24 protein-coding genes are annotated in these 22,771 nt (G+C 48.1%); 15 read left to right on the forward strand and 9 right to left on the reverse strand.

Going from position 1 to position 22,771, the window contains the following annotated elements; all coding sequences use genetic code 11:
- The first annotated feature begins 130 nt into the window (after positions 1-130).
- From ACTRXG_RS07245 to ACTRXG_RS07265, 5 genes are all read left to right on the forward strand, one after another.
- Complete coding sequence (locus tag ACTRXG_RS07245) at positions 131-436, forward strand: PadR family transcriptional regulator (RefSeq protein ID WP_091615351.1); 306 nt, start codon at positions 131-133, stop codon at positions 434-436.
- Positions 437-453: 17 nt separating this feature from the next.
- Positions 454-1,629 (forward strand): chromate efflux transporter, encoded by a 1,176-nt coding sequence (gene chrA, locus ACTRXG_RS07250; protein ID WP_474284468.1) that lies wholly within the window; start codon positions 454-456, stop codon positions 1,627-1,629.
- A 125-nt stretch (positions 1,630-1,754) separates the two neighbouring features.
- Positions 1,755-2,681: a prenyltransferase gene (locus ACTRXG_RS07255; protein ID WP_474284469.1), complete on the forward strand. Its 927-nt coding sequence runs from the start codon at positions 1,755-1,757 to the stop codon at positions 2,679-2,681.
- A gap of 96 nt (positions 2,682-2,777) precedes the next feature.
- Positions 2,778-2,969 (forward strand): YwbE family protein, encoded by a 192-nt coding sequence (locus ACTRXG_RS07260; RefSeq protein ID WP_462865915.1) that lies wholly within the window; start codon positions 2,778-2,780, stop codon positions 2,967-2,969.
- 118 nt (positions 2,970-3,087) lie between these two features.
- Positions 3,088-3,636 carry a GNAT family N-acetyltransferase gene (locus tag ACTRXG_RS07265; RefSeq protein WP_474284470.1) on the forward strand — a complete coding sequence of 183 codons (549 nt, stop codon included), beginning with the start codon at positions 3,088-3,090 and terminating at the stop codon, positions 3,634-3,636.
- 109 nt (positions 3,637-3,745) lie between these two features.
- Here ACTRXG_RS07265 and ACTRXG_RS07270 read toward each other — a convergent pair whose 3' ends face one another.
- Together ACTRXG_RS07270 and ACTRXG_RS07275 are read right to left on the reverse strand one after the other, a co-directional pair.
- Positions 3,746-4,879: an alcohol dehydrogenase catalytic domain-containing protein gene (locus ACTRXG_RS07270; protein WP_322525400.1), complete on the reverse strand. Its 1,134-nt coding sequence runs from the start codon at positions 4,877-4,879 to the stop codon at positions 3,746-3,748.
- A 93-nt stretch (positions 4,880-4,972) separates the two neighbouring features.
- Positions 4,973-6,031, reverse strand: a complete 1,059-nt coding sequence (locus tag ACTRXG_RS07275; RefSeq protein ID WP_474284471.1) for a sulfotransferase — start codon at positions 6,029-6,031, stop codon at positions 4,973-4,975.
- A gap of 128 nt (positions 6,032-6,159) precedes the next feature.
- On the opposite strand from ACTRXG_RS07275, the gene ACTRXG_RS07280 reads away from it, so the two are divergent.
- A complete protein-coding gene (locus tag ACTRXG_RS07280; RefSeq protein ID WP_474284472.1) occupies positions 6,160-6,786 on the forward strand; it encodes a hypothetical protein in 627 nt (208 codons plus the stop codon).
- Between the two features lie 55 nt (positions 6,787-6,841).
- On the forward strand, positions 6,842-7,528 hold the full coding sequence (gene rpiA / locus ACTRXG_RS07285; RefSeq protein WP_474284473.1) for a ribose-5-phosphate isomerase RpiA: 687 nt from the start codon (positions 6,842-6,844) through the stop codon (positions 7,526-7,528).
- A gap of 58 nt (positions 7,529-7,586) precedes the next feature.
- Here the strand turns inward: rpiA and ACTRXG_RS07290 are convergent, their stop codons facing one another.
- Entirely contained in the window at positions 7,587-9,605 is a 2,019-nt protein-coding gene (locus ACTRXG_RS07290) for a heavy metal translocating P-type ATPase (protein WP_474284474.1), read from the reverse strand.
- 137 nt (positions 9,606-9,742) lie between these two features.
- Between ACTRXG_RS07290 and ACTRXG_RS07295 the strand changes: the two genes are divergently transcribed.
- Complete coding sequence (locus tag ACTRXG_RS07295) at positions 9,743-10,279, forward strand: macro domain-containing protein (RefSeq protein WP_474282955.1); 537 nt, start codon at positions 9,743-9,745, stop codon at positions 10,277-10,279.
- A gap of 177 nt (positions 10,280-10,456) precedes the next feature.
- Positions 10,457-10,777 carry a hypothetical protein gene (locus ACTRXG_RS07300; RefSeq protein WP_474284475.1) on the forward strand — a complete coding sequence of 107 codons (321 nt, stop codon included), beginning with the start codon at positions 10,457-10,459 and terminating at the stop codon, positions 10,775-10,777.
- Positions 10,778-10,815: 38 nt separating this feature from the next.
- Here the strand turns inward: ACTRXG_RS07300 and ACTRXG_RS07305 are convergent, their stop codons facing one another.
- The 5 genes from ACTRXG_RS07305 to ACTRXG_RS07325 all read right to left on the reverse strand — a co-directional run bounded on the left by ACTRXG_RS07305 (position 10,816) and on the right by ACTRXG_RS07325 (position 15,000).
- Entirely contained in the window at positions 10,816-11,715 is a 900-nt protein-coding gene (locus tag ACTRXG_RS07305) for a DUF5996 family protein (RefSeq protein ID WP_474284476.1), read from the reverse strand.
- A 56-nt stretch (positions 11,716-11,771) separates the two neighbouring features.
- Positions 11,772-12,179, reverse strand: coding sequence for a VOC family protein (locus ACTRXG_RS07310; protein WP_474261270.1), 408 nt, complete (start codon positions 12,177-12,179; stop codon positions 11,772-11,774).
- Positions 12,180-12,201: 22 nt separating this feature from the next.
- Positions 12,202-12,627 carry a VOC family protein gene (locus tag ACTRXG_RS07315; RefSeq protein WP_474284477.1) on the reverse strand — a complete coding sequence of 142 codons (426 nt, stop codon included), beginning with the start codon at positions 12,625-12,627 and terminating at the stop codon, positions 12,202-12,204.
- Between the two features lie 57 nt (positions 12,628-12,684).
- Positions 12,685-13,485, reverse strand: coding sequence for a helix-turn-helix domain-containing protein (locus ACTRXG_RS07320; RefSeq protein WP_474261268.1), 801 nt, complete (start codon positions 13,483-13,485; stop codon positions 12,685-12,687).
- A gap of 159 nt (positions 13,486-13,644) precedes the next feature.
- Complete coding sequence (locus ACTRXG_RS07325) at positions 13,645-15,000, reverse strand: aminotransferase (protein WP_474284478.1); 1,356 nt, start codon at positions 14,998-15,000, stop codon at positions 13,645-13,647.
- A gap of 221 nt (positions 15,001-15,221) precedes the next feature.
- On the opposite strand from ACTRXG_RS07325, the gene ACTRXG_RS07330 reads away from it, so the two are divergent.
- Positions 15,222-16,469, forward strand: a complete 1,248-nt coding sequence (locus ACTRXG_RS07330) for an MFS transporter (protein ID WP_474284479.1) — start codon at positions 15,222-15,224, stop codon at positions 16,467-16,469.
- Positions 16,470-16,496: 27 nt separating this feature from the next.
- Here the strand turns inward: ACTRXG_RS07330 and ACTRXG_RS07335 are convergent, their stop codons facing one another.
- Positions 16,497-16,643 carry a hypothetical protein gene (locus ACTRXG_RS07335; protein WP_474284480.1) on the reverse strand — a complete coding sequence of 49 codons (147 nt, stop codon included), beginning with the start codon at positions 16,641-16,643 and terminating at the stop codon, positions 16,497-16,499.
- A 518-nt stretch (positions 16,644-17,161) separates the two neighbouring features.
- Between ACTRXG_RS07335 and ACTRXG_RS07340 the strand changes: the two genes are divergently transcribed.
- The 5 genes from ACTRXG_RS07340 to ACTRXG_RS07360 all read left to right on the forward strand — a co-directional run bounded on the left by ACTRXG_RS07340 (position 17,162) and on the right by ACTRXG_RS07360 (position 22,730).
- Complete coding sequence (locus tag ACTRXG_RS07340; RefSeq protein ID WP_474282966.1) at positions 17,162-19,342, forward strand: ATP-dependent Clp protease ATP-binding subunit; 2,181 nt, start codon at positions 17,162-17,164, stop codon at positions 19,340-19,342.
- Between the two features lie 382 nt (positions 19,343-19,724).
- Positions 19,725-20,774: an NAD(P)/FAD-dependent oxidoreductase gene (locus ACTRXG_RS07345; protein ID WP_474261264.1), complete on the forward strand. Its 1,050-nt coding sequence runs from the start codon at positions 19,725-19,727 to the stop codon at positions 20,772-20,774.
- Between the two features lie 12 nt (positions 20,775-20,786).
- The gene (locus ACTRXG_RS07350) at positions 20,787-21,344 is read left to right on the forward strand and encodes a GNAT family N-acetyltransferase (RefSeq protein ID WP_474284481.1); all 558 of its coding nucleotides are present in this window, start codon (positions 20,787-20,789) and stop codon (positions 21,342-21,344) included.
- A gap of 99 nt (positions 21,345-21,443) precedes the next feature.
- A complete protein-coding gene (locus tag ACTRXG_RS07355; RefSeq protein WP_474284482.1) occupies positions 21,444-21,758 on the forward strand; it encodes a DUF3817 domain-containing protein in 315 nt (104 codons plus the stop codon).
- A gap of 144 nt (positions 21,759-21,902) precedes the next feature.
- Positions 21,903-22,730 (forward strand): DUF368 domain-containing protein, encoded by an 828-nt coding sequence (locus tag ACTRXG_RS07360; protein WP_474261261.1) that lies wholly within the window; start codon positions 21,903-21,905, stop codon positions 22,728-22,730.
- Positions 22,731-22,771: the final 41 nt, after the last annotated feature.

Consider the following 22,771-nt stretch of genomic DNA (forward strand, 5'->3'; position numbering starts at 1 on the left):
GGCTGGCGGAGCCGTTTTTCATTTTTCCGGCAGGGTTTCAAATTTGTGTTCCCCTCTTGCTATAATAAAAATTAATTGTTACTATTCCGATATCGGATTTCGATATCGGAATCCGAAAGGATGATCGATCATGGAAGATAAAACGCTTCGCAAGCTTTTTTTAGGCTTCATTCACATTCATATTCTGCACCATGCCTCCGAGCATCCCGTATACGGGCAATGGATGCTTGAGGAACTGCAGGAACACGGCTATTCAATGAGTGCGGGCACTCTTTACCCTATTCTGCATGCTATGGAAAATGACGGCCTTTTACACAAAGAAAATAAAAACGTGAACGGAAAAATCCGTAAATATTATACCACCACAGATAAAGGGGCCGGCATTTTGCAGGAAGCCCGCGCAAAAGCTTATGAATTGTTTAAAGAAATCAAGTAAAGACAGGAGAGAACGCCATGGGAAAAACATTGGGCCAAAAATGGCTGGAAATATTTTTGATTTCCACCCGGCTGGGGCTGACCTCTTTCGGCGGTCCTATCGCCCATTTAGGCTATTTTCATGAAGAATACGTACGGCGCAGAAAGTGGCTCGACGAGCAGAGCTATGCGGACCTGGTTGCCTTATGTCAGTTCCTCCCCGGCCCCGCCAGCAGTCAGGTCGGCATAGGAATAGGCATTGTGCGCGGCGGTCTCGTTGGAGGGTTTATTTCCTTTCTGGGGTTCACACTTCCTTCCGTTATTGCTTTAGTGATCTTCGCCCTCGCACTTGAGGGCCTCGACGTCAGCGATGCCGGCTGGCTCCAGGGGCTGAAAATTGTCGCTGTGGCAGTTGTTGCCCATGCGATATGGGGCATGGCCCAGAAGCTCACGCCTGATCTTCAGCGGCGCACCATCGCCCTGCTCGCCATGAGCGGTACCCTTTTATGGCAGACCTCACTTGCACAGGTACTCGTCATACTGGCAGCAGGCGGAGCCGGCTGGGTGCTGTACCGCTCGGTCCAGGAGGCAGATAATACGGAGGTCATCGAAACCGTTTCGCGCAAAACAGGTGCTTTCTGCCTGACACTCTTTTTTGTTCTGCTCGCTCTACTTCCGCTTGTGCGGGAATGGACCGGCTCCACCTTCGTAGCTATGTTTGACAGCTTCTACCGGGCCGGGTCACTTGTATTCGGCGGCGGCCACGTTGTGCTTCCTCTGCTGGAACGGGAGTTTGTTCCGACCGGATGGATGAGTGAAGAGACGTTTCTTGCAGGCTACGGGGCAGCCCAGGCCGTACCGGGACCTTTATTCACCTTTGCTTCTTACCTGGGCACGGTCCTGTCCGGCTGGCAGGGAGCACTGGTCGCTTCTGCAGGCATTTTTTTACCGGCTTTCCTTTTAATTATCGGAGCGCTGCCGTTTTGGTCGCTGCTTCGTAAAAACACTCATATGAAAGGCGTGTTGACCGGTGTAAATGCTGCTGTTGTAGGTATCCTTTTGGCTGCCTTTTATAATCCAATCTGGACCTCATCCATTACGTCCTCCCTTGATTTTATACTAGCTGCTTTTCTATTCACGATGCTTGCTTTCTGGAAGCTTCCGCCGTGGGTAATCGTTGTCAGCGGTGCAGCCGCAGGCGCTGTTCTTTTATAGAACAGCGCCTTTTTTACTGTCCTATGCCGCCTCTTCTCCTCTGGAGGCTGTACGAAACCGCCAGAAAATGGGATACTGGTACCAGAAAAATTGAAATCATCAGGAACCAGAAAGGAAGGATGTGGATGGCCAATCAGTTCGCCGGAACGCTGCGCAGTGCGTGGATGCTTGTTCGTGCCATTGCCGTTATATCCTCAAGCATCGCTACGATTATCTCTACCATGCTGCCGCTTTTTTTATATTCGTCTTTCCCTGCTTCTTATTTAACAGCCATTTTTATTCTCCTGGCCATTGGCGCTTTTCTTATTCATGGTCTTCTCACTCATGCTTTTAATGATTATGCTGACTATCTTTCAGGCACGGATGAACACAGCCCTGCTATTCTTTCCGGCGGGAGCCGCGTTCTACAGACCAACGCCATGTCGCTAAAATCATTATGGCTGGTGGGAAAATGGCTCGCTATCGCACTGATTGTGGCCGCCGTGCTTTGTTTTATCTTTGGCTACTTTAAAGTAGGCGTGCTTCTTCTTATAGGCATCTGGGCTGCGGCTTCTTATTCCCTTCCGCCGCTTAGCCTCAGCTACAAGCCATTTCTCGGAGAATGGCTGAGCCTGTTTCCATCCATATTTTTACTCGGTCTCGGAGGAGCATGGCTGGCGCTTGGAAACATTCCGGAATGGGCCTGGCAGAACGCCTTTATCAATGCCATGATCTGTCTGGCCTGGGTGATGGTCCACCACATCCCGGACCGGGAAGCGGATATGCAGGCCTCTCCCGAAAAGCGCACTACTGTAGTCTGGTTCACCCGTAAATTTGGTTCATCCTACGCTCATATGCCTGCTGTATGTTATTTAGTGATTTCGGGGCTTACTATTTTTTGGCTCGGCAGTGACCGCCTGTGGGCGGCAGCAGGGCTGGCTATACTTATGGCTGTATCTTTTATTCTTGTCAGCCGAATGGATAACTCCAACCCCGAGCACGTATCAGCTATAGAAAAGAGCCTTTTGCTGGTTGCCATGCTAAGTGCCGTATGGCTCGGCATTTTTATTTAAACCGGTGGTGCAGCGATGCAGGAAAGAGAATTTATTGTTTTCTCTTTTCGCTTGTCTGCTATAATAAAGCATCACCTTTGAAAGGAAGGACATGTTATGGACGGCACAAAGCGTAAAGATGTTACCCCGGGAGCAGAAGTCGATATCGTATTGAAAAAAGATCAGCGGAGCGGCGCACTGACCCGGGGGATTGTTAAGGATTTGCTGACCAATTCCCCGAGCCATCCGCACGGCATTAAAGTCCGGCTCGAAGACGGCCAGGTAGGACGCGTCAAACATATTCATTAACTTCACAGCATCCTTAAGCTCCTCTCTTTGCTCAAAGAGGCGGGGCTTTTTCATTTGAAAATATGTGTGAAAGTCAAGATTTATATTATATTAATATATTGAATACAGGAGGTGTATGATGAACATTTCGCAAAAAAACAGGCAGACAGAGCGTTTGATTCTACGCCCCCTGCAGCCAAATGATTTTGATAACTACCAGCATGCCCTCTCGGAAAGAAAAACCTCCCAGCATGTATACGACCCCGGTCGTCCAAAAATCAACCGCTTTACCAAAACACAGTTTACGGACATGATTCGAAAGCGAAAAGAAATGGCTGCGCAGGACTACACCTATGTGTATGATATTTTTCATAAAGACGGAAGGCATCTGGGACATGCTGATATTACTACGTTAATACGGGAAGAGTTTCAATGGGGAATGCTCGGCTATATGATTCATAACCAGTACTGGAATCAAGGGTTTGGCAAAGAAGCCGTCCAGGAGGTTCTACGCGCTTCGTTTGATGATCTGCATTTTCATCGAATAGAAGCTCACATAAATGTCGATAATCACCCATCCATCTCTCTTGCAGAAAAAGCCGGAATGGAATACGAATGTCTGCGCCGGAAGTTCATTTACGAAAATGACGCATGGACAGATAACCTTGTTTACTATAAAAATGCATAAATACAGTGTTTCACGTGAAACATTTTATTTTGATTTCTCTATTTTTAATATAATAAATGCGGACCCTGAATAAGATTAGAGGGTCCGCATTTATTATATTAGAATTATTTTATGGCTTCAGGATCACTTTAATATTACCATCTTCTTTTTCGTCAAAGATGCGGTAGCCTTCGGCTGCATCCTCCAATGGAATTGGGTGTGTGATAATGTCAGTTGGATCAAACAGTTTGTTTTCAATCATACGGTAGAGACTTGGCATCATATGAATAACCGGTGCCTGGCCCATGGTAAGCGCAACGTTTCTCGTGAAGAAGTCACCAATTGGGAAACTGTTGGCTTCTGTGCCGTAAACGCCTGTCAGCTGCACGACTCCATTTTTCTTCACAGACTGGGAAGCTGTCACAATCGGGCTGATAGTGCCAAACTGGTTGTCGCTTTCGGAACCGAACGTTGTATCCGGTGGCACCGTACCGTCCATACCTACACAGTCAACGACTACATCTGCGCCGCCCTTTGTGTTTTCATGAAGCAGTTTGCCTATTTCTTTTGTTTCACTGAAATTATACGTCTCCACATTGTTGGTTCTTCTTGCATGCTCGAGACGGTGCGGCACCTGATCGACGGCTATGACTCGGGAAGCCCCTTTCATCCATGCAAACTTCTGGGCCATTAACCCGATAGGCCCGCAGCCTAAAATAATGATTGTATCCCCATAAGTCGCTCCACTGTTTTCAATGCTCCAGAATGCAGTCGGCACGACGTCTGAAAGGAACAATACGCTTTCATCCTTCAGCTCGCTGTCCTCCGGTACTTTAAAGGAGGTAAAGTCAGCATATGGTACGCGCAGATACTCCGCCTGGCCGCCCGGGAAGTTCCCGAAATCCTCAGAGAAGCCGAACAGCCCGCCCATTTCGGCGTGCGGGTTGGAATTGTCACACTGGCTTTCCATTTGATGGGTGCAGTAATAGCATTCCCCGCATCCAATGTTAAATGGAATAACAACCCGGTCCCCTTTTTTCAGCGTTTTTACATCAGGGCCGACTTCTTCTACGATTCCCATCGGCTCATGGCCGACAACATAGTCCTCCGGTGTCGGAATACCACCTTTATATAAATGCAAGTCCGATCCACAAATACCACTGGCTGTAATGCGTACAATCATGTCATCGCTGCGTTCAATTTTCGGGTCTGCAACTTCTTTGACTTCCATGTGTTCTTTGCCTTGAATCGTTACTGCTTTCATTATTTTAAGACCAGCCTTTCTGTATTTTAATTCGTGTCTGGAGTTACTGGTTTTAAATACTCTTTCCGATTATGCTGATTTGTAAACACCTGGTTACTCGTAGCCTAAATAACGAAGCGCAGGCTGAACCGCTTCTATCAGCTCAGTTCTTTTGTCTTCCGGGAGGTCCGGCCAAGTATCCGGCTTGTGGTTGATGTGGCCGGCGCTTTTGTTTATCCATTGTTCGTTCGTTTCTTTTGACGCAGACGGCGGATTTATAAAAGCAATCAGACGCCCGAGCTCTTTTTCCGGTGTTTTCAGCAGGTCTTCATACCGAAGCCAGTGCTGCTGAGCCTCCGGCAGACCTCCGATCACACGGCCTGCGTGCAGCAGTGATCTCGAAATCCAGGACCCAAGCTCCCTGTATGGCATGTCCATTTGGTGCAGTTGTTCAAGCTCAAAATAATCGGGGTGCAGCCACCGGTAGGAACCAAGCTTTTCGGCCTCTGTCGACGGATCCGAGGGGTCAGCCCCTGTTTCTTCCATCGCCTTCAAAATAGCTTTTCCCATCTTCATCGTCTGGAAACGGTTAAAAGCCACCGCAATTTCCCGCGGATCCCGGTATAAAAAAACATATTTCGCATTCGGGAACATGTCTATTAAGTGTTCGACTGCGTCTGTAGAAAATCCGGAACGCTCCACACATGTGTCCCCATCAAATCGCTGCTGCAACCACGCAAACAGCCGGCCGTATTGCTCCGAAAGCGGAGCTTCCGGAAACGCCGGCACGATTTCTTCAAGCTCCTGATACAGCTTATCCGGTTCATCGGTTAAGTGAGGAAGGGTGATGGATGCTATAGCAGGCAAGCCCGTTTTCTCGTTAAATAACGTATGTTCTGTTCTCTCATAAAGCACTTCTTTATTGTATAGCCCTTTCTTTTCGTACGGAGCCAGCCGCACCGGCTCTTTTTGAGAAAGCAGTGCCCAGAATTCACTGCCTGTCCGCGTTTGTTTATCGAATTCCCTCCATTCTTCACCGCTGATCCCAAAATTATAATGAACAGAAAGAATCGTTTCAGACAGGCTTACAAGTTTAGGATGAAGATGAATGCAGTTGGACACAGCCGTTGATCCGCTTCTCCCGGTAGAAATAATAAATACTGGCTCCGTCATCGAAGACACTCCTTTTTATCGTGATACGTTCACTTTTCTCTACCCTCTTTTACCGAAATTATGACGGCCGGTTTTTCCTTTGGATGATTTTGGTACAATAGCAGGAAATGGAAATAGGAGGCTGTCATATGCTTTTTCATTATCATCACTGGACCCCTTATTTAGAACAAACCGAAGCGTTTTATGCCCGGCTGGGGTTTCGCGTCTCTCAGCGTATTGGAAAATATAAAGGCAGCTATCATTCCTTTGACCCTCCACTGGATTGGGATGATTTCCGCAATAGACCAATCACATTCCGTATTATTGAAATGCGCAGAGGCTCCGTTAATATTACATTCGGCCAGGGAAAGCGGATCATGTTTGACCATATCGGCTACCTTACAAATGAACATCGGCTCGGGATTATTTGCCAGCAGGCTGAGACGGCCGGACTGCATATCCAGCGAGGAGAAAAAAGAACGTTTATTTCCACCAGTCATTCATTCCGGGTAGAGCTTCAGACACATCAGGAGGCGGTTGACGAGATTGACAGTTCCTTCCGGCTCCAGAGCATCAACATTGAAACTACTGCGGAAGGCCTTGACCATGAAATAAACCAGCTGCTTCATCCTTATTCTTCCGGCATACAATCTCTTATCACTGGCCGTCATGCTCTTCATTCAGCCCGGATATCACATCCTGCTTTTGAAGATACTGTCGATCCAAATGGAGTAAAGCTTAATTCTGCAGGGGCCAACCAGCACTCCCAGGTTTGATCAGAGTCAGAAAAGGAAATAGCCTGCTTAAATACATCCTAAAGGAGCTTTTTTTATGTCCAGGGAACAGCAAAAACAAGATGCAGCAGCAAAGGCTGTCGAGTATATTCCAGATAATTCTATTGTCGGACTGGGCTCCGGCTCCACGATGTACTGGGTCATGCAGAAGCTTGGAGAACTTGTTCAGCAGGGGATGCACGTCCAGGGCATCCCCTCCTCCCCTGCTACCGAGCAGTGGGCAAACGAATTTCACGTGCCGCTCGTATACTTTTCCGCTGAAATGACGAAAGCAGATGTGGCCATTGACGGGGCAGACGAGGTGGCTCCTGACTTTCATATGATCAAGGGAGGCGGCGGCTCCCTATTCAGAGAAAAAATTATTGCCGACGCAGCAGATAAGCTGATTATTGCTGTGGATCAAAGCAAAATTGTTCAACAGCTCGGATCCTTTCCACTGCCGGTCGAAATCACGCCCTTTGGGTGGCAGAAAACAGCACGAGATATTCAATTGCTGGGCTGTGACCCCGTCCTTCGCCGCGATAGCGGCCATCCATTCGAAACAGATAACGGCAACTACGTGCTCGATTGTGATTTCCAGCTGATCGAGCGGCCGGATGAGCTGCATCACCAGCTGATTCAGCTCGTCGGCGTCGTGGAAACAGGTTTATTTGCCGACATGGCAGATGTCGTCATTGCAGGTACAGACAGCGGAGCTGAAACATTCGAAAAAAATAAACGGTGAAATAAACCCTGGTAATTCCATTAAAAAACCCGGAGGCAGAAAGCCCTCCGGGTTTTTCCTAATTTCGCAGCAGCTGAGCGTTTATAGCCACTACTACCGTGCTGATACTCATCAGCAGCGCTCCGACAGCCGGACTCAGCAGAATTCCGACAGGCGCCAGCACACCGGCTGCAAGTGGTATAGCAGCGATGTTATAGCCGGCAGCCCACCAGAGGTTCTGAACCATTTTCCGGTACGTTTTCCGGGACAGATCAATAATGGAAAGCACATCGAGCGGATTGCTCTGCACGAGTACAATATCGGCGGTTTCCATAGCAACATCTGTACCGCTGCCAATCGCAATACCAACATCCGCTGTCGCAAGTGCCGGCGCATCATTGATGCCGTCGCCCGTCATCGCAACCTTCCGCCCGGACTGCTGGACTTTCTTCACCTGCTCTGCTTTATGGTCCGGCAGCACCTCTGCATACACTTCTTCAATGCCAAGCTGGGCAGCTACCCAATCCGCCACGCGCTGATTGTCTCCCGTGAGCATGATTGGTTTAATTCCTTGCTCGTTTAAGCGTTCCACAGCTTCTTTGGCGGATTCTCTCACCATATCAGCAAGTGCCACCATTCCAATCAAATCTCCATCAACAAGGACAAATACTACCGTTTTTCCTTCTTCTGCCTTTTCCTCAAAGGTTTTCTCATCATACGTCAGCTGCTGGTCTTTCATGTAGCCGGGGCTGACAATTTTCACCGCTGACCCGTTCACAGTTCCTTCAAGCCCCTGGCCGGTCATTGTTTGAAAGTCTTTCACCTCATGCAGCTTGATATTGCGCGCTTTAGCTTCATTAACGATGCCTTCTGCGAGCGGATGCTCCGATTCCTGTTCGACCGAGCCGGCAAATTCGAGTACCTGCTCTTCAGCATAACTGCCGCTTGGGACAACGTTGGTTACGCCGAAGCTTCCCTGGGTCAGGGTCCCCGTTTTATCAAAAATGACTGCATCAAGCTTCCGGGAGCTTTCAAACGGCGGCCGGTTTCGGATTAACAGTCCCTGTTTTGCGGATAATGCCGTAGAGACAGAAACAACGAGAGGAGCTGCGAGTCCGAGAGCGTGCGGACAGCTGATGACCATTACAGTAACGGCCCGTTCTACTGCACTGTCTGTCGAACCACTTACCAGCCACCAGATAATAAACGTCACGATGCCCGACCCAAGCGCAGCATAAAATAGCCATTTAGCCGCCCGGTTTGCCAGGTCCTGAGCCCGCGACTTGGATTCCTGGGCTTCCTGGACAAGCGTAACCACCTGCGAAAGATACGTCTGATCGCCGGTTTTTGTTACTTCAATTGTTAAGCTTCCGTCCTGGTTGACTGCTCCTCCAATCGCCTCGTCCTGCTCGTTCTTTTCCACCGGAAGCGATTCCCCGGTCAGCATGGATTCATCCACCGAGGACCGCCCTTTTATAATCGTTCCGTCCACCGGCACTTTTTCCCCCGGCTTAATGAGGAGGTGGTCTCCCTGCTGAAGATCGTCCACGCTGACTTCTTCTGTCTCCCCGTCTGCTTTCACCCGGCGGGCCTCATGAGGCATGAGCTTAATCAGCTCCTGCAGGGCGTTTGATGCTCCCATAATCGAGCGCATTTCGATCCAGTGCCCGAGGAGCATAATATCAATTAACGTAGCGAGCTCCCAGAAAAACTGGGTGCCTTCCCAGCCAAACACCACCATAGTGCTGTATCCGTAAGCTACAACGACCGCAAGCCCGATCAGTGTCATCATTCCCGGACTTTTTTGCTTCAGTTCGTCTACTGCTCCGGTTAAAAACGGCCAGCCGCCGTAAAAGAATACGATCGTTGCGAGTCCGAACAGCACCCACTGATCATAAGGAAAAGCCCAGTCGAGACCAAGGAATCCCTGGATCATCGGGGTCAGAAGCAAAATAGGAACAGTTAAAATAATGGATACAAAAAATCTTCTTTTAAAATCAGCAATCATAGCGCTGTGATGTTCATGATGATCATGTCCGCCGCCATGACCTTCATGTTCTTGATGCTCCTGTTCGTGATCTGCGTGTTCATGTGCCATTAGCCCGCCTCCTTTAATATGATTCCTGTAAATACCCTACCCCTGTATAAAAAATGATAAACAAAAGACTCTCCGCATAAAAAAACAAAGATGAGGGAAAAGCCTCTACAAACAATGGATTGGAGGCGAAAGTTTTTATGCAGACAGAATATAAGGGTATTACTATCGAATCTATAAAAGGCGATATTACAAAGCAGGACGGTCTCGAAGCTGTAGTCAATGCCGCCAATGCCCAGCTTTTAATCGGCGGAGGGGTTGCCGGCGCTATTCACCGGGCGGCAGGTCCGGAGCTCGAGGAAGCCTGCAAACCGCTGGCTCCTATTTCCCCCGGGGAAGCAGTGATTACGGAGGGATTTCAAATGCCAAACGATTACATTATTCACTGTCTTGGACCCGTATACGGCGTCGACAAGCCTTCTGACGAACTTCTTCGTGCCTGCTACCTTAATGCCCTGCAGCTGGCCGAAGACAAAGGCATAACAAGCATTGGGTTTCCTGCTCTTTCCACTGGGGCTTTTGGCTACCCTCTCGATCAGGCTCTTGAGGATTTTATGCCTGCCTTTTTGGATCAGCTTTCTCACGCTGCTTCTGTTCGGCATATCCGCTTTGTGCTGTTTAGTGATAAAGATGCTGCTTCTTACGAAAAATATATTCAGGAAGCTGTTTCCTCTTAACCTCACCAGGGCCCGGGGATTGCAGCAGTGGCTGCCTCCTCTGCCGGGCTTATGATTCAAGACTATTTAACTGCGCAGGCAGAGGTCCAACTTTCGATTTGAATTTGCTGCTGTTGGTTACGTTTTATTTCCTCAAGGGAATGTAGAAATATACCTTCAACTGAAAGGAGATCATCTATGAAAAAATTCTTTTCCATCGTCGGTCTCGCAGCTTTATTTGTAACAGGATCGGCTGTCCCGGCGCAGGCTTCTGAAGCCCCAACGACTGTTCAGCAGGAACAGAAGCAGGAATTCACCCCCTATGAAGCACTCCAGACAGTAAGAGATCAGGAAGACACAGATGCGGAATTGAAAATTGATCAATACCCTTCGATCAGTGAAAGCGGCAAGGCTTATTACCAGGTGCAGGCACTGGATCTTTCCCTTATTGAGCAGGACGACGATGGCCTGCTCCAAACGTACCGTGTATACGAAGACGGACGCGTTCTAGCCATATAAACATCAACCCCGTGCAGGCTCTCCTGCACGGGGTTTCTCTATTTAATGGTTGGAGGCTTTTTCATTAAAAGCGGGCGGTAAAAGTAATCCCGGTCCTTCCATCCGAGTTCTGCATGCAGTAAAGCAAACGTCGTATGGAAAAACCTCTGTATGGCCTTTTCGTCAAAGCCGTTTGTAAGAGGCAGAAAGTATTCACTTGCGTTTTGATCATAATAGGCGTCTTCAGGCTCAAGCGCTGGACTGTTTAAATCCTTTTGCTGAAAAGGGTATGGCAGCACGAAAAAAGCAGGCACAGCTGTATCTTCATCGCCGGGCCAAAATCCAAATTCAATAAACTGTTCGTCAAAAGCAGCCTTTTCAATTGTCTTATCTTCCGGAAAAGGCTCCGGAATATTTTCCACGATGATCGTCGAGACGTCGAAGGTGCCCCAGAATAAACCCGGTTTGATTTTACGGCACCGCAGCGGCCCGATAAAAGCCAGCTCCTCCTGATACGCTGCCTGCATCATTTTGAATCCCTTCATGGCTGCCTCTGCATCATACCGTTTATGCGTCTGATCTTCTGAAAAAAGTACTGTTACCGGCATTTCCTGTGGTTTGGGATGGATGTTCACGTGCACCCCTGCCTGGTGAAGATACCTGAAAATCCACTCGTAATACGCTTGAATGGGCGTGCCATCCTCAAGGCCTTTAGTTTCCACAGCATCTTCGACTGCCAACACAAGCCGGCTGTTCCGAATGTCGATTTCGAGCTCAAATGCCTTGTGCTCCTTAAGCAGCATGCCTGTAGAGAATCCGTTACGGGTAACTTCAAGCATCACATGCTCCCACTGCGGCTCCTGCGGCGCTGTTTCAAGCCGTATTTTTCCGAGAATCTGAGAGAGAAGCTGAAGGGTCAGTTTTGTTTCCTTCCATTCCTGGAATGGCATGATTTCCATTAAATTCTGCTCCTTTCTTCCGGATGAAGCTGCTGTTGTTTACTGATGCTCTACTGCTACACTGCGTTTTCATCCATATACATTACCTCCCAGAGATGCCCATCGATGTCCTGGAAGCTCCATCCGTACATAAAGCCTCCGTCCATCGGTTCGTTGGATGGACGGCCCCCTGCGTCCAGCGCCTTCTGCACAATCTCATTGACTTCTTCCTTGCTGTCTGCAGAAATGGCCAGAATGGCTTCCGCCTCCCTGCTCGTATCCACTACATTTTTGTTGGTAAAGGTTTGAAAGAATGCTTCCTGGAGCAGCATGACATACATACCGCTTCCCAGTATCATGCACGCAGCATTTTCATCCGTGAAGCGCTGATCAAATGAAAAGCCGATAGTCTGGAAAAACTCCATCGAGACCTCAAGATTTTTAACCGGAATATTTACAAATATTTGCTTTGTCTGCAGACTCATTGCCTCTGCACCTCCCTCTTTGTCATTTTCCTTCTTCGTAAGCAACCACATGCCACAGCACACCAAACTGATCCTTCAACTGCCCGTAAGCCGGACTGAAAAACGTTTCTGCCATAGGCATGATTACTTCCCCGCCGGCTTCAAGAGCGTGAAAGGTTGCTGCTGCCGAGGAAGCGTTACTCATGCTAAGTGCGATCGACACCAGGCTCCCCGGAGCTTCCAGAGCAGGGCTTTCTGGAAAGGTATCCGAGAGCATCAGCTCCATATCACCGATTTTTAAATAAGCATGCATAATGAGTTCTTCGGCTCCGGGTGGTATTTCCATGCCTTCGACCTCTGCATAAGTCTGGATTTCGATAACTTTTGTCCCCAGGGCTTTTTCATAAAAAACAGTCGCCTCCCGAGCTTTTCCGTTAAAAGTGAGGTACGGAGTCATCCTGGTAATCATCGTACACATCCTCCTCTATTTAATGATTACCTTCACTATAGCAAGGTCGCTTCCACCCTATTTCTTCCCGATTGCGGTTTTAGCCTGGCGCTTTAGAAAATTATTCATCAATAGCGACAATGATATGAGAATGGGAGGATCATCGAGGCGCGGCGGGTATAAATAAACGTCTCTATTTTCTTCTGCAAGTGCTCCGTCTACATGACACGGCTCTTTTGAGCGTGTGCGAAGTGTGTGATGAGGGATGAGAATATCGGCAGTCTTCATTTTCCAGGCGACCGAGGTAGCCATCATGTAATATATTCCCGGCTTCACCCCACGGATACAGTATTCTTCCGACGCATCGCACAGCGTGCCGTACAATGGCAGGCCCTCCGGCATCGGCCGGGGAAAGAGTCCGATTAACACAAACCCTTCAAAAGGCGTTTCACTGTAAATACGGCCTCTGACACACGTTTTCGCCGAAGGAAAAACCGGCTCGGCCCAATGGCGGGACTTTCTTAACGAGTACAAAGATTCCTCTGTGGAAGCAGCTGATGCACGAAAAACTCCCGGCGTCATTCCTACCCTCGACGCAAAGCTTGTGGTGAACGTTCCTACGCTCTGCTGGCCGATTTCCATACCAATGTCACGTACAGGAAGAGCTGTTTCAAGCAGCAGCTCCTTTGCCCTCTGAAGCCGCAGAGCAGATAGGTAATACAGCGGCGGCACCCCGACACTATTTTTAAACAGTCGCGAAAAATGGTACGGACTATAGGCAGCCTGCGCGGCCAGCCCGGCAAGATCCATTGGTTCTTGAAGATGTTCATGCATGTACGTAATGGCGTCATGAACAGCCGGCAAATATGAGTGTTCCATCACCCTGCCTCCCGCCCTTGATCCGTTATTAAATACATTTTGGCTTAACCGACAGTTTCCTAATATTAATTATAACAGAAAGCGCTTTCATTTTGATTGAGAAAGTAGAAAAACCTTCATAGAAATGCCCCCTACTCAAGGCGGGGACATTTCTGTATTTTATGCCGGATGCACTGCAGCTTTTACATGCTTTTTCAGTGTGGTAATGAGCAGCTGGAGATCTTTGTCTTCGATGTTCAGTGGCGGGGAAAGAGTTAAAACATTATTATGGTGTTTGGCAATATCGGACGTTTTACCGACAATGACCCCGTCATTCTTGCAGGCTGCAAGAACCTGCTTCACGAGCTTTTCCGGTGCTGCCTTTTTAGTCGTTTTATCTTCGACAAATTCAATACCAGCCAGAAGCCCACGTCCCCGTACCTGACCTATACAGGGAAGCTCTTCCAGCTCCTTTAACGACTCCAGAAGCTCCCTGCCTTTTTTCTCCGATCGTTCCACCAGCTTTTCCCGCTCCATGATTTCCAGGTTTTTCACAGCGGCTGCGCAGGCAGCTGGATGGCCTCCGAAGGTATTCACGTGGCGAAAATGGTCATAGGCTTCACTTCCTGTAAACGCCTGGTACATATCCTTTCGCACTGCGGTTACAGATAATGGCATATATCCGCTCGTTATTCCCTTCGCCATCGTTACAATATCCGGCTTCACATCTGCGTGCATAAACCCAAAGCGCTTCCCGGTCCGTCCAAACCCGCAAATAACTTCATCGCTGATCAAAAGAACGCCGTAGCGGTCACAGATGTCCCGCACTCGTCTCATATAGGAGGCCTCGGGAATCAGCACTCCGCCGCCGGTGATGATAGGCTCCATAATAACCGCTGCTACAGATTCTTCCGCTTCCCATAAAATGGCCTGTTCAATTTCATCAGCACAAGCTAGGCTGTACTCTTCATCACTCTGGCCTTCAGGCTTGCGGTACGGGTCCGGCGGCGTTACATGCACAAAGCCCGGCGGAAGCGGATCGTACCGGTATTTCCGCTGCGTCTGTCCCCCTGCTGCCATGGTGGCAAGTGTACTCCCATGGTAGGTACGGTAGCGTGAAATAGTCTTATAGCGGCTGCCTTCGCCGATCTGTTGAAAATATTGACGCACCAGCTTCAATGCTGTTTCGTTTGCTTCCGAGCCACTATTGGAAAAAAAGTACATATAGCCGTCGCCGAGCCATTCATCAAGCTTTGCAGTCAGCTGCACGGCCGGATTATGACTCTGCGTTAAAGGATAGAATGGAAGCTTCAGCATCTGTTCATAGGCCGCCTCGGCAATTTCTTGCCGCCCGTAGCCGACGTTGACACACCAGAGACCGGACATTCCGTCAAGGTAATGCTTTCCGTCCACGTCTGTTACCCATGAGCCTTCCGCTTTCTCTACAACCATCCCTCCCCCCGGGCTGTAAGGCCTCATAGCATGCCAAATACTTTCCTCATCCCTTTTCTTCATCTCTTCTGGTTCCCAAGTCATCACAGTCACCCTTTCCCTTGAAATGTCAGCGCATACAAAATGCTGTCTACCGTGATCTTCTCACGTCCAACGTGAAAAGAAAAGACTAAGCGGAAGGGAGTTTATAGTCAGAGTACGTGATTTTTATATTTTAAAAGCTACAGGAAACACATTGATAACATTTCCATATTTAGGTATTATCATTTTTATACTTCAATATTATTGGAAAAGAGAGATCTGCGTTGACTAAATTCCAGGCACTGCACACAAACATTAAAATACGTCTTATTACTGATTTTTCTATGGAATTTGTATTGATGGCCATTCTTCCGTTTATGGCGGTATATTTCAGCAGTCATCTCGGAGCCGGCACCGCCGGTCTTTTGCTCGCATTCACTATGGCCGCAGGCATCGGAATTGGTTTATGGACCGGACATTTATCGGATCTCATCGGCCGAAAGCGAATTATAGTTACCGCTCAGGGGCTGCAGGTATTGAGCCTTGGTGTAATGGCCCTGGCAAGCTCTCCCATATTAGAATCTGTATGGCTTACATTTGCAGCTTTTCTTATCGCTAACGCTTGTTTTAACGCTGCTGACCCGCCATCCGAAGCAATGATTATTGATTACAGCTCTGAAGCAGAGCGCCCTTACGTTTACCAGCTTGCCTACTGGCTTGGCAATGTAGCATACGCCTTTGGTGCAGTTATTGGGGGACTGTTTTTCGAAAGCGGGCGCTTTTATTTATTTGTTGCTTTATTTCTCGTGAGCATATGTATCTGGTACGTCGTCGCATTTAAATTAAAGGAAAAACAACAGACCGTTCCGTTTTCCAGGAACCTCTCCCGGCAGATTCAGGTACCGCTCACTATATGGAAGCGGTATGCAGCCGTATTGAAGGACCGTCGATTTCTTTTCTTTTTAGTAGGGACTGTATGTATTGCCAGCCTGGAATTTCAGCTGGATAAATACGTGGCCGTGCGTCTGGATGAACAATTTCATATGATGCTGGGCGGGTTTGAACTCACGGGCGTACGAATGTTCAGCCTTATTATGTTTATTAACACCCTCGGCGTTGTATTCTTTACTATGCCGGTTTCGGCCCGGGTTTCCTCCCTCGATTATAAAAAAGTTCTGGCCGCCGGGCTCGGTATTTACACCCTCGCCTTCGGTTTTTTCGGATTCAGCACTTCATTTTTAGTCCTCATCCTAGCTGCTGCAGCCTTTACTCTGGGAGAGATCATTTATATTCCGGTCCGCCAGACTATCCTCGCTGGCATCGTTCACGATGATTCCCGCGGTTCTTATATGGCCATGGAGTCAATGATGTATAATACCGCTCTTCTCCTCAGCAGTTTTATGCTTACCGCAAGTGCCGTCATTCCTGCTGCAGGAATGTCGACACTGTTCGTTCTCCTGGGAGTTGTTGGTCTTATCAGCTACCGGCTCTGCCTTCCATTTAAAAAAAGCGGGAAAGCTTATGTGTCTTGATCCGCGTGTCTTCGAATCATTATCCGCTCATTTTTTTGGCCGGTGCAGATGGACTGTCAGCGCAGGGATATCTACACGGAGCAGTGTCCACCGGAACAGTTTTACCTTTAGCTCTCCGGCCACACTCACTGCTTCCACCGGATTCCCATTTTCAATTTTTCGTTTTACCTCCACCGGGCGCCCCCTCTCGACTGGAAATGTTCTTCTTGGCACCGGACGGCTTTCTCCAAACAAATGTCGTGGTTCTGATAATCTGTATGTTTTAGCGGGTGAACGCTTTTCATTGTTTCTCATTTCGCTTCGTCCTTTCTAAACATTTTCGTTTCTTTTCCTTTCCCTTTTTCCCTGCAAACCTTTTCTGCTTTTCTTCCCTTGAAGTCAATTTTTTTATTGGTCAGAGATGTTTAGACTTTCGCAAAAACGTTAATACATTCTTTACCGTTTTTTCACAGATGCCATCCGAGCATATTTCTTGAATTTCTCTTCCCTATTTCCTACTATGTAGGTGTAAATCAATTGGTCAGAGAAAATCAAACTTATCTCTTGCATTATACGGGAAGCGGGTATATAATACTGTTACAAGGTCAAAGATAGTCAAAGTCAATGAAATAATTCTGACCTTCCGAAGATGAAAATGAACGATGCACACGTCAATAATACTACTTTAAAATAAGGAGGTTCGGTTCAGTATGATGAGATGTGAACATTGCGAACAGCGTCCAGCACGCATTGAACTGAACATGAATGTTAATGGAAGTCATCAAAAAATGCACCTCTGTGAACGGTGCTATAGAGAAATTCGTCAAAATATGAATCAGCCATCCGGCCAGGGCGGCTTCGGTGGCTCCCAGTCCCCATTTGACCAATTCTTCAACAACATGATGAGCGGCGGAGCAGAACAAGGCTCCAGTCAGGGTCAGGAACAGGCTCAATCCGGCGGCGGCCAGGGCGGAGGTCTTCTTGACGACTTAGGTAAAAACCTGTCTGATGTTGCACGCGCCGGCCTCATTGATCCAGTCATCGGCCGCGATAAAGAAGTTGAGCGGGTCATTGAAACATTGAACCGCCGCAATAAAAACAATCCGGTTCTTATCGGTGAACCTGGTGTCGGTAAAACAGCCATCGCCGAAGGCCTCGCCCTCCGCATTTCTGAAGGCGACGTGCCAAACAAGCTGAAAAATAAAAGCATCTACCTGCTCGACGTTACTTCCCTTGTAGCAAATACCGGGGTGCGCGGCCAGTTTGAAGAACGCATGAAACAGCTGCTGAAAGAGCTGCAGGAACGCCAGGACGTCATCGTCTTTATTGATGAGGTTCACCAAATCGTTGGCGCAGGTTCGGCAGAAGGTTCTTCGGACGCCGGCAATATTATGAAACCGGCGCTCGCCCGGGGAGAAATTCAGCTGATTGGTGCAACAACACTCGCAGAGTACCGCAAAATTGAAAAAGATGCAGCGCTTGAACGCCGCTTTCAGCCGGTCATGGTTAACGAACCAAACCTCGAAGACAGCGTAGCGATCTTAAAAGGCCTGCAGGCAAACTATGAAAAATTCCATCATGTGGCTTTTACCGATGAAGCACTTGAAGCCTGCGTTAATTTATCCAACCGCTATGTACAGGACCGGTTCCTGCCGGACAAAGCTATCGATTTAATGGATGAAGCAGGCTCCAAAATAAACCTCGCTCACAGCGATGATGACAGCGAATCCCTGCAAAGCCGCCTCGAGCAGATTGCTGCGGAAAAAGAACGCGCCACTCAGCAGGAGGATTACGAACGTGCAGCTAAGCTTCGCGACGAAGAGGCTAAGCTGCAGGAGCAGGTTAAGGAAGCCGAACAAAACGGCAATATCCAAAAAGAAACACCAACCGTTGATGTAGAAACGATCCAGATGATTGTAGAAAATAAAACTGGTATCCCGGTTCGCCGCCTCCAGCGTGATGAACAAAAGAAAATGCGCGACCTGCCTGAACGTCTGAATGCAAATGTTATCGGGCAGGAAGAAGCAGTAAGCAAAGTTGCCCGCTCGATTCGCAGAAATCGTGCCGGCCTTCGCCGCGGCAGCCGCCCAATTGGTTCCTTCCTATTTGTCGGACCAACCGGTGTCGGGAAAACCGAGCTGTCCAAGACACTCGCTTCTGAAATGTTTGGCGACCCTGAAGCAATGATCCGCCTCGACATGAGTGAGTATATGGAAAAACATTCTGTGTCCAAGCTTATCGGTTCACCACCGGGATATGTCGGACACGATGAAGCCGGCCAGCTGACAGAAAAAGTGCGCCGGAAGCCTTACAGCATCATTCTTCTGGACGAAATTGAAAAAGCGCATCCTGATGTGCAGCATATGTTCCTGCAGATCATGGAAGATGGCCGACTGACCGACAGTCAGGGACGCACGGTCAGCTTTAAGGATACAGTCATTATCATGACTTCAAACGCCGGCTCGCAAATGAAGCGCGTCACGGTAGGCTTTGGAGACAAAGACCAGGTAGAACCAAAAATCATGGAATCCCTCAGCGATTATTTCCGTCCTGAATTCCTGAACCGTTTCGACAGCATTGTAAGCTTCAAAGAACTGGCTCGCGAAGACCTTGTTACCATTGTAGATCTTATGCTCAAAGACATCTTGGAAGCAGCCAGCGAGCAGGGACTGAATGTTACCGTATCTGAGGATGCAAAACGCATGCTTGCCGATCAGGGCTACGACCCTTCATTCGGTGCCCGCCCTCTTCGCAGAGTAATCGAAGAGAAAGTAGAAGACGGCATTGCTGATCTTATGCTTGAAGAGGAAGACGTGCAAAATATTGCTATCACGGTGAATGACAACGATATCCAAGTAGCCAATGCGCAAACGTCTGCCTCCGCCAAAGAATAATTCTCATAAAAGGAAAGCCCTGCGGCAGCTGCTGCAGGGCTTTTTTATACTTAAGAATATCTATGATGGACCGCTTACTTATTTTACGTGCTCTTTTCCTTCGCCGCTTATCACAAAAAAGAAGCATTTTTCTGTAACACCGCTTTTTACAGCCATCGGAACCCGCACTGGAGAATAAAACTTCTTTAATTATTTAATTTTCTTACTCGTTCTACTGAACGTAGCGCTGGCATGTATTATAAGCTCTCTCCCCCCGAAATGCTAAATGTTCCACGTGGAACATTTTATGTTTGTGAAGCTATTTCCCATCTTTCTTTTACTTTTGTACAAAAAGAGCGTACAATGTAATTGATAACGATTATCACTAAAGGAGCTGGACACCTTGTCTGACTTTCACATACATGATGTTACTATTATCGGCGGCGGTCCTGCTGGTCTATACACTGCTTTTTACTGCGGGATGCGTGCGCTCGATACCCATATAATCGAAGCGCAGCCTGATCTGGGCGGAAAAATTCACGCCTACCCTGAAAAAATCGTCTGGGATGTCGGCGGCCTGCCTCCTTCCTCCGGAAAACAGCTGATGGATCAGCTGGTGGCCCAGGCAGAAACGTTTCACCCGGCAATTACTACAAATGAAAAAATTATTCATGTGGAAAAGGAAGAGACCGGGCTTTTCCGTCTGGAGGCAGAAACAGGAGGCATCTATTATTCCCGTGCGGTTATCATTGCTGTCGGCCACGGCATTCTTCATGCCCAAAAGCTCGACATCGAAGGCGCAGAAAAATTTGAGCTTTCGAATCTGCACTATACCGTTCAGCAGCTTGAGCGATTCCGTGACCAGAAGGTCGTTATTTCCGGAGGAGGCAACTCTGCTGTGGATTGGGCGAACGCTCTCTGCCCGATCGCAAGCGAAGTCACAGTCGTGCACCGGCGCGATGAATTCGGCGGTCATGAACGGCACGTTCAGGAAATGAAGGATTCCGAAGTAAATGTACAGACGCCGTTTGCTCTTTCGGAACTTCACGGCAACGACGAGGGCACTGCTATCGAACGGGTGCTCTGCACAAACCTTGAGACCAACGAAAGTATGGAAAAAGAAGTGGATGCTGTCATCGTGAATCACGGTTTCCAGATGGAGTTCGAGCTTCTTGAAAACCTGCGGCTGCAGACAGAAGAAAATAAAATCCTCGTAAATGAGCAGATGAGGACAAATATCGAAGGTTTATTTGCTGCCGGGGATATTACCAGCCACCAGGGAAAAGTCCATTTGATTGCCGGCGCATTTGTGGAAGGTGCTTCAGCTGCGAACAGCGTAAAACAGTTTCTTGAACCCGGTGCCGGCGCAAAAGCCATGGTATCTTCCCACAACGAGCGGTTTGCGGAAAAAAATCAGGAAATTCAAAAGAATATTCTTTCCAGGCAGCTTTAAGCAGCCATATGAATGCTTTACCGAAACACTGACAGTCATCAATTAATCAAAGAGGTGAAAGCGTTGCGACTACCCAGCTCCACAGAACGTCTTTCATTTCGTTCCATGCAGCATAATGATCACCGGCTGCTGAAAAACATTTTCCAGGATAAAGACGTTATGCGCTATTACTCCGCGTTAAAGTCCGAAAAAGAAATCGATGAATGGATCCATTGGAATAAAAATCACTATCTATCGTACGGGGTCGGAATGTGGATCGTGGAAGACCGGCAAAACCAACGTTTTATCGGCCAGTGCGGACTTGTCCCCGAAAAAATAGAGGGCAGCGTTTCTATTGAACTTGGATACCTGTTCACACCGGAGAACTGGGGATACGGATATGCATCTGAAGCCGCTGCTACGGTCCGGAATTTCGCATTTTATTCACTCGATATTTCAATGCTTATATCAATCATCGATCCTGAAAACACGCCTTCTATTAAAGTAGCTGAAAATATTGGGATGACTTATCAGCGTCCTGTAAAACGGTGGAACCGTTCCGTCAGCTTATATGCTGCAGCCCGCCCCTGATTCAACTGTCACAATTCGTCCATTGTACCGGTTCTTTCCCTGTGCTATGTTAACGATATATTCTTATCGTGATTTTGACATTAGAAAGGAAGGCCGTGCATGAATTCTCTCCAATCGCTTAGATGGGCCGGTATCATTGAAGGAATCTCATTTCTGCTTCTGCTCTTTATTGCTATGCCTTTAAAATATGGGGCAGGCTTTGACATGGCTGTCAGTGTCGTTGGAGCTGCCCATGGCGGATTGTTCGTCCTGTATGTAGCTATTGCTTTATTTGTCTGGATACAGAAGCGCTGGCCATTTCTGCGCATGCTTATTGCCGTTATTGTATCCGTCATCCCATTTGGCCCGTTTGTATTTGAACGAAGCCTGCGGCGTGAAGAAAATGAAGAACTTGAGCCCGGCGCCGTTTTTTAAACCGAACCCTTCGTTCGGTTTTTTTCATGGGCCGCAGGCGACTTATAGTAATTTCTTTCAAAACATGATATAAAGAATTGATGCTGTGAAAAATTTGCAGTTTTTACATAAACCAATTTTGATGAACGAGGAGTCTCGATGTACATGATTGAATGGAAAAATATTTTACGCGGCATGGCCATGGGAGCTAGTGACGTTATACCGGGCGTAAGCGGCGGCACTCTGGCGTTAATCCTTGGTATTTACTACCGGCTGTTGTCTGCCATCAGCCTGCTTTTTTCACGCCAGTGGAAGCAGCAGCTCGGCTTTTTAATTCCTCTCGGTGTAGGGATGGGGACAGCTATTCTGTCACTTGCTCATCTGCTTGAATGGCTGCTTGCCGAACACCCGCAGCCGACTTTTTTCTTCTTTTTTGGATTAATTCTCGGAACGATTCCTTTTATTTTATACAAGGTGAATTACAAAACGAATTTTAAAAAGCATCATTACGTCATTTTGCTGATCGCAGCCGTAATTGTCCTTCTTTCAGGTCTTTTCCAGGGGGATGAGGAGACAGCTGTCATTGCCACCGGCAGCGCAGGAAGCTTTGCCACCTTATTTTTCTCAGGATGGCTTGCGAGCACAGCGATGATTCTCCCCGGCATCAGCGGTTCGTTTGTGCTCGTAATCATCGGGGTTTATCAGACGGTGATCAACGCCTTAACAGAACTGAACCTGCCTGTGCTTTTCACCTTCGGCGTCGGCGTGCTCGTAGGGATCGCCATTATGAGTAAGCTCCTTCGTTACCTGCTGCGTGCTCATACTGTCGGAACGTATGCGGTGATTACCGGCCTGCTCCTTGGGTCGCTTTACGTTATATTTCCCGGCTTAAATGACGGTGTGATTGCTTTTATCGTCAGCCTGGTAATGTTTGCCGTCGGCCTTGGCCTGGCGCTTTTCCTTGGCCGGATCGATCGTACCAGAGCAGTGTAATTCCCATGAAAAAGAGAAAAGCCGGCTGCGGATTTTTAACC

It is taken from the genome of Marinococcus sp. LNSP9103-4 (genome assembly GCF_056034345.1).

Coding starts and splice junctions, on each gene's coding strand:
- ACTRXG_RS07245 (WP_091615351.1), top strand. CDS start 131: ATGGAAGATAAAACGCTTCGCAAGCTTTTTTTAGGCTTCATTCACATT.
- chrA (WP_474284468.1), top strand. CDS start 454: ATGGGAAAAACATTGGGCCAAAAATGGCTGGAAATATTTTTGATTTCC.
- ACTRXG_RS07255 (WP_474284469.1), top strand. CDS start 1,755: ATGGCCAATCAGTTCGCCGGAACGCTGCGCAGTGCGTGGATGCTTGTT.
- ACTRXG_RS07260 (WP_462865915.1), top strand. CDS start 2,778: ATGGACGGCACAAAGCGTAAAGATGTTACCCCGGGAGCAGAAGTCGAT.
- ACTRXG_RS07265 (WP_474284470.1), top strand. CDS start 3,088: ATGAACATTTCGCAAAAAAACAGGCAGACAGAGCGTTTGATTCTACGC.
- ACTRXG_RS07270 (WP_322525400.1), bottom strand. CDS start 4,879: ATGAAAGCAGTAACGATTCAAGGCAAAGAACACATGGAAGTCAAAGAA.
- ACTRXG_RS07275 (WP_474284471.1), bottom strand. CDS start 6,031: ATGACGGAGCCAGTATTTATTATTTCTACCGGGAGAAGCGGATCAACG.
- ACTRXG_RS07280 (WP_474284472.1), top strand. CDS start 6,160: ATGCTTTTTCATTATCATCACTGGACCCCTTATTTAGAACAAACCGAA.
- rpiA (WP_474284473.1), top strand. CDS start 6,842: ATGTCCAGGGAACAGCAAAAACAAGATGCAGCAGCAAAGGCTGTCGAG.
- ACTRXG_RS07290 (WP_474284474.1), bottom strand. CDS start 9,605: ATGGCACATGAACACGCAGATCACGAACAGGAGCATCAAGAACATGAA.
- ACTRXG_RS07295 (WP_474282955.1), top strand. CDS start 9,743: ATGCAGACAGAATATAAGGGTATTACTATCGAATCTATAAAAGGCGAT.
- ACTRXG_RS07300 (WP_474284475.1), top strand. CDS start 10,457: ATGAAAAAATTCTTTTCCATCGTCGGTCTCGCAGCTTTATTTGTAACA.
- ACTRXG_RS07305 (WP_474284476.1), bottom strand. CDS start 11,715: ATGGAAATCATGCCATTCCAGGAATGGAAGGAAACAAAACTGACCCTT.
- ACTRXG_RS07310 (WP_474261270.1), bottom strand. CDS start 12,179: ATGAGTCTGCAGACAAAGCAAATATTTGTAAATATTCCGGTTAAAAAT.
- ACTRXG_RS07315 (WP_474284477.1), bottom strand. CDS start 12,627: ATGATTACCAGGATGACTCCGTACCTCACTTTTAACGGAAAAGCTCGG.
- ACTRXG_RS07320 (WP_474261268.1), bottom strand. CDS start 13,485: ATGGAACACTCATATTTGCCGGCTGTTCATGACGCCATTACGTACATG.
- ACTRXG_RS07325 (WP_474284478.1), bottom strand. CDS start 15,000: ATGACTTGGGAACCAGAAGAGATGAAGAAAAGGGATGAGGAAAGTATT.
- ACTRXG_RS07340 (WP_474282966.1), top strand. CDS start 17,162: ATGAGATGTGAACATTGCGAACAGCGTCCAGCACGCATTGAACTGAAC.
- ACTRXG_RS07350 (WP_474284481.1), top strand. CDS start 20,787: ATGCTTTACCGAAACACTGACAGTCATCAATTAATCAAAGAGGTGAAA.
- ACTRXG_RS07355 (WP_474284482.1), top strand. CDS start 21,444: ATGAATTCTCTCCAATCGCTTAGATGGGCCGGTATCATTGAAGGAATC.
- ACTRXG_RS07360 (WP_474261261.1), top strand. CDS start 21,903: ATGATTGAATGGAAAAATATTTTACGCGGCATGGCCATGGGAGCTAGT.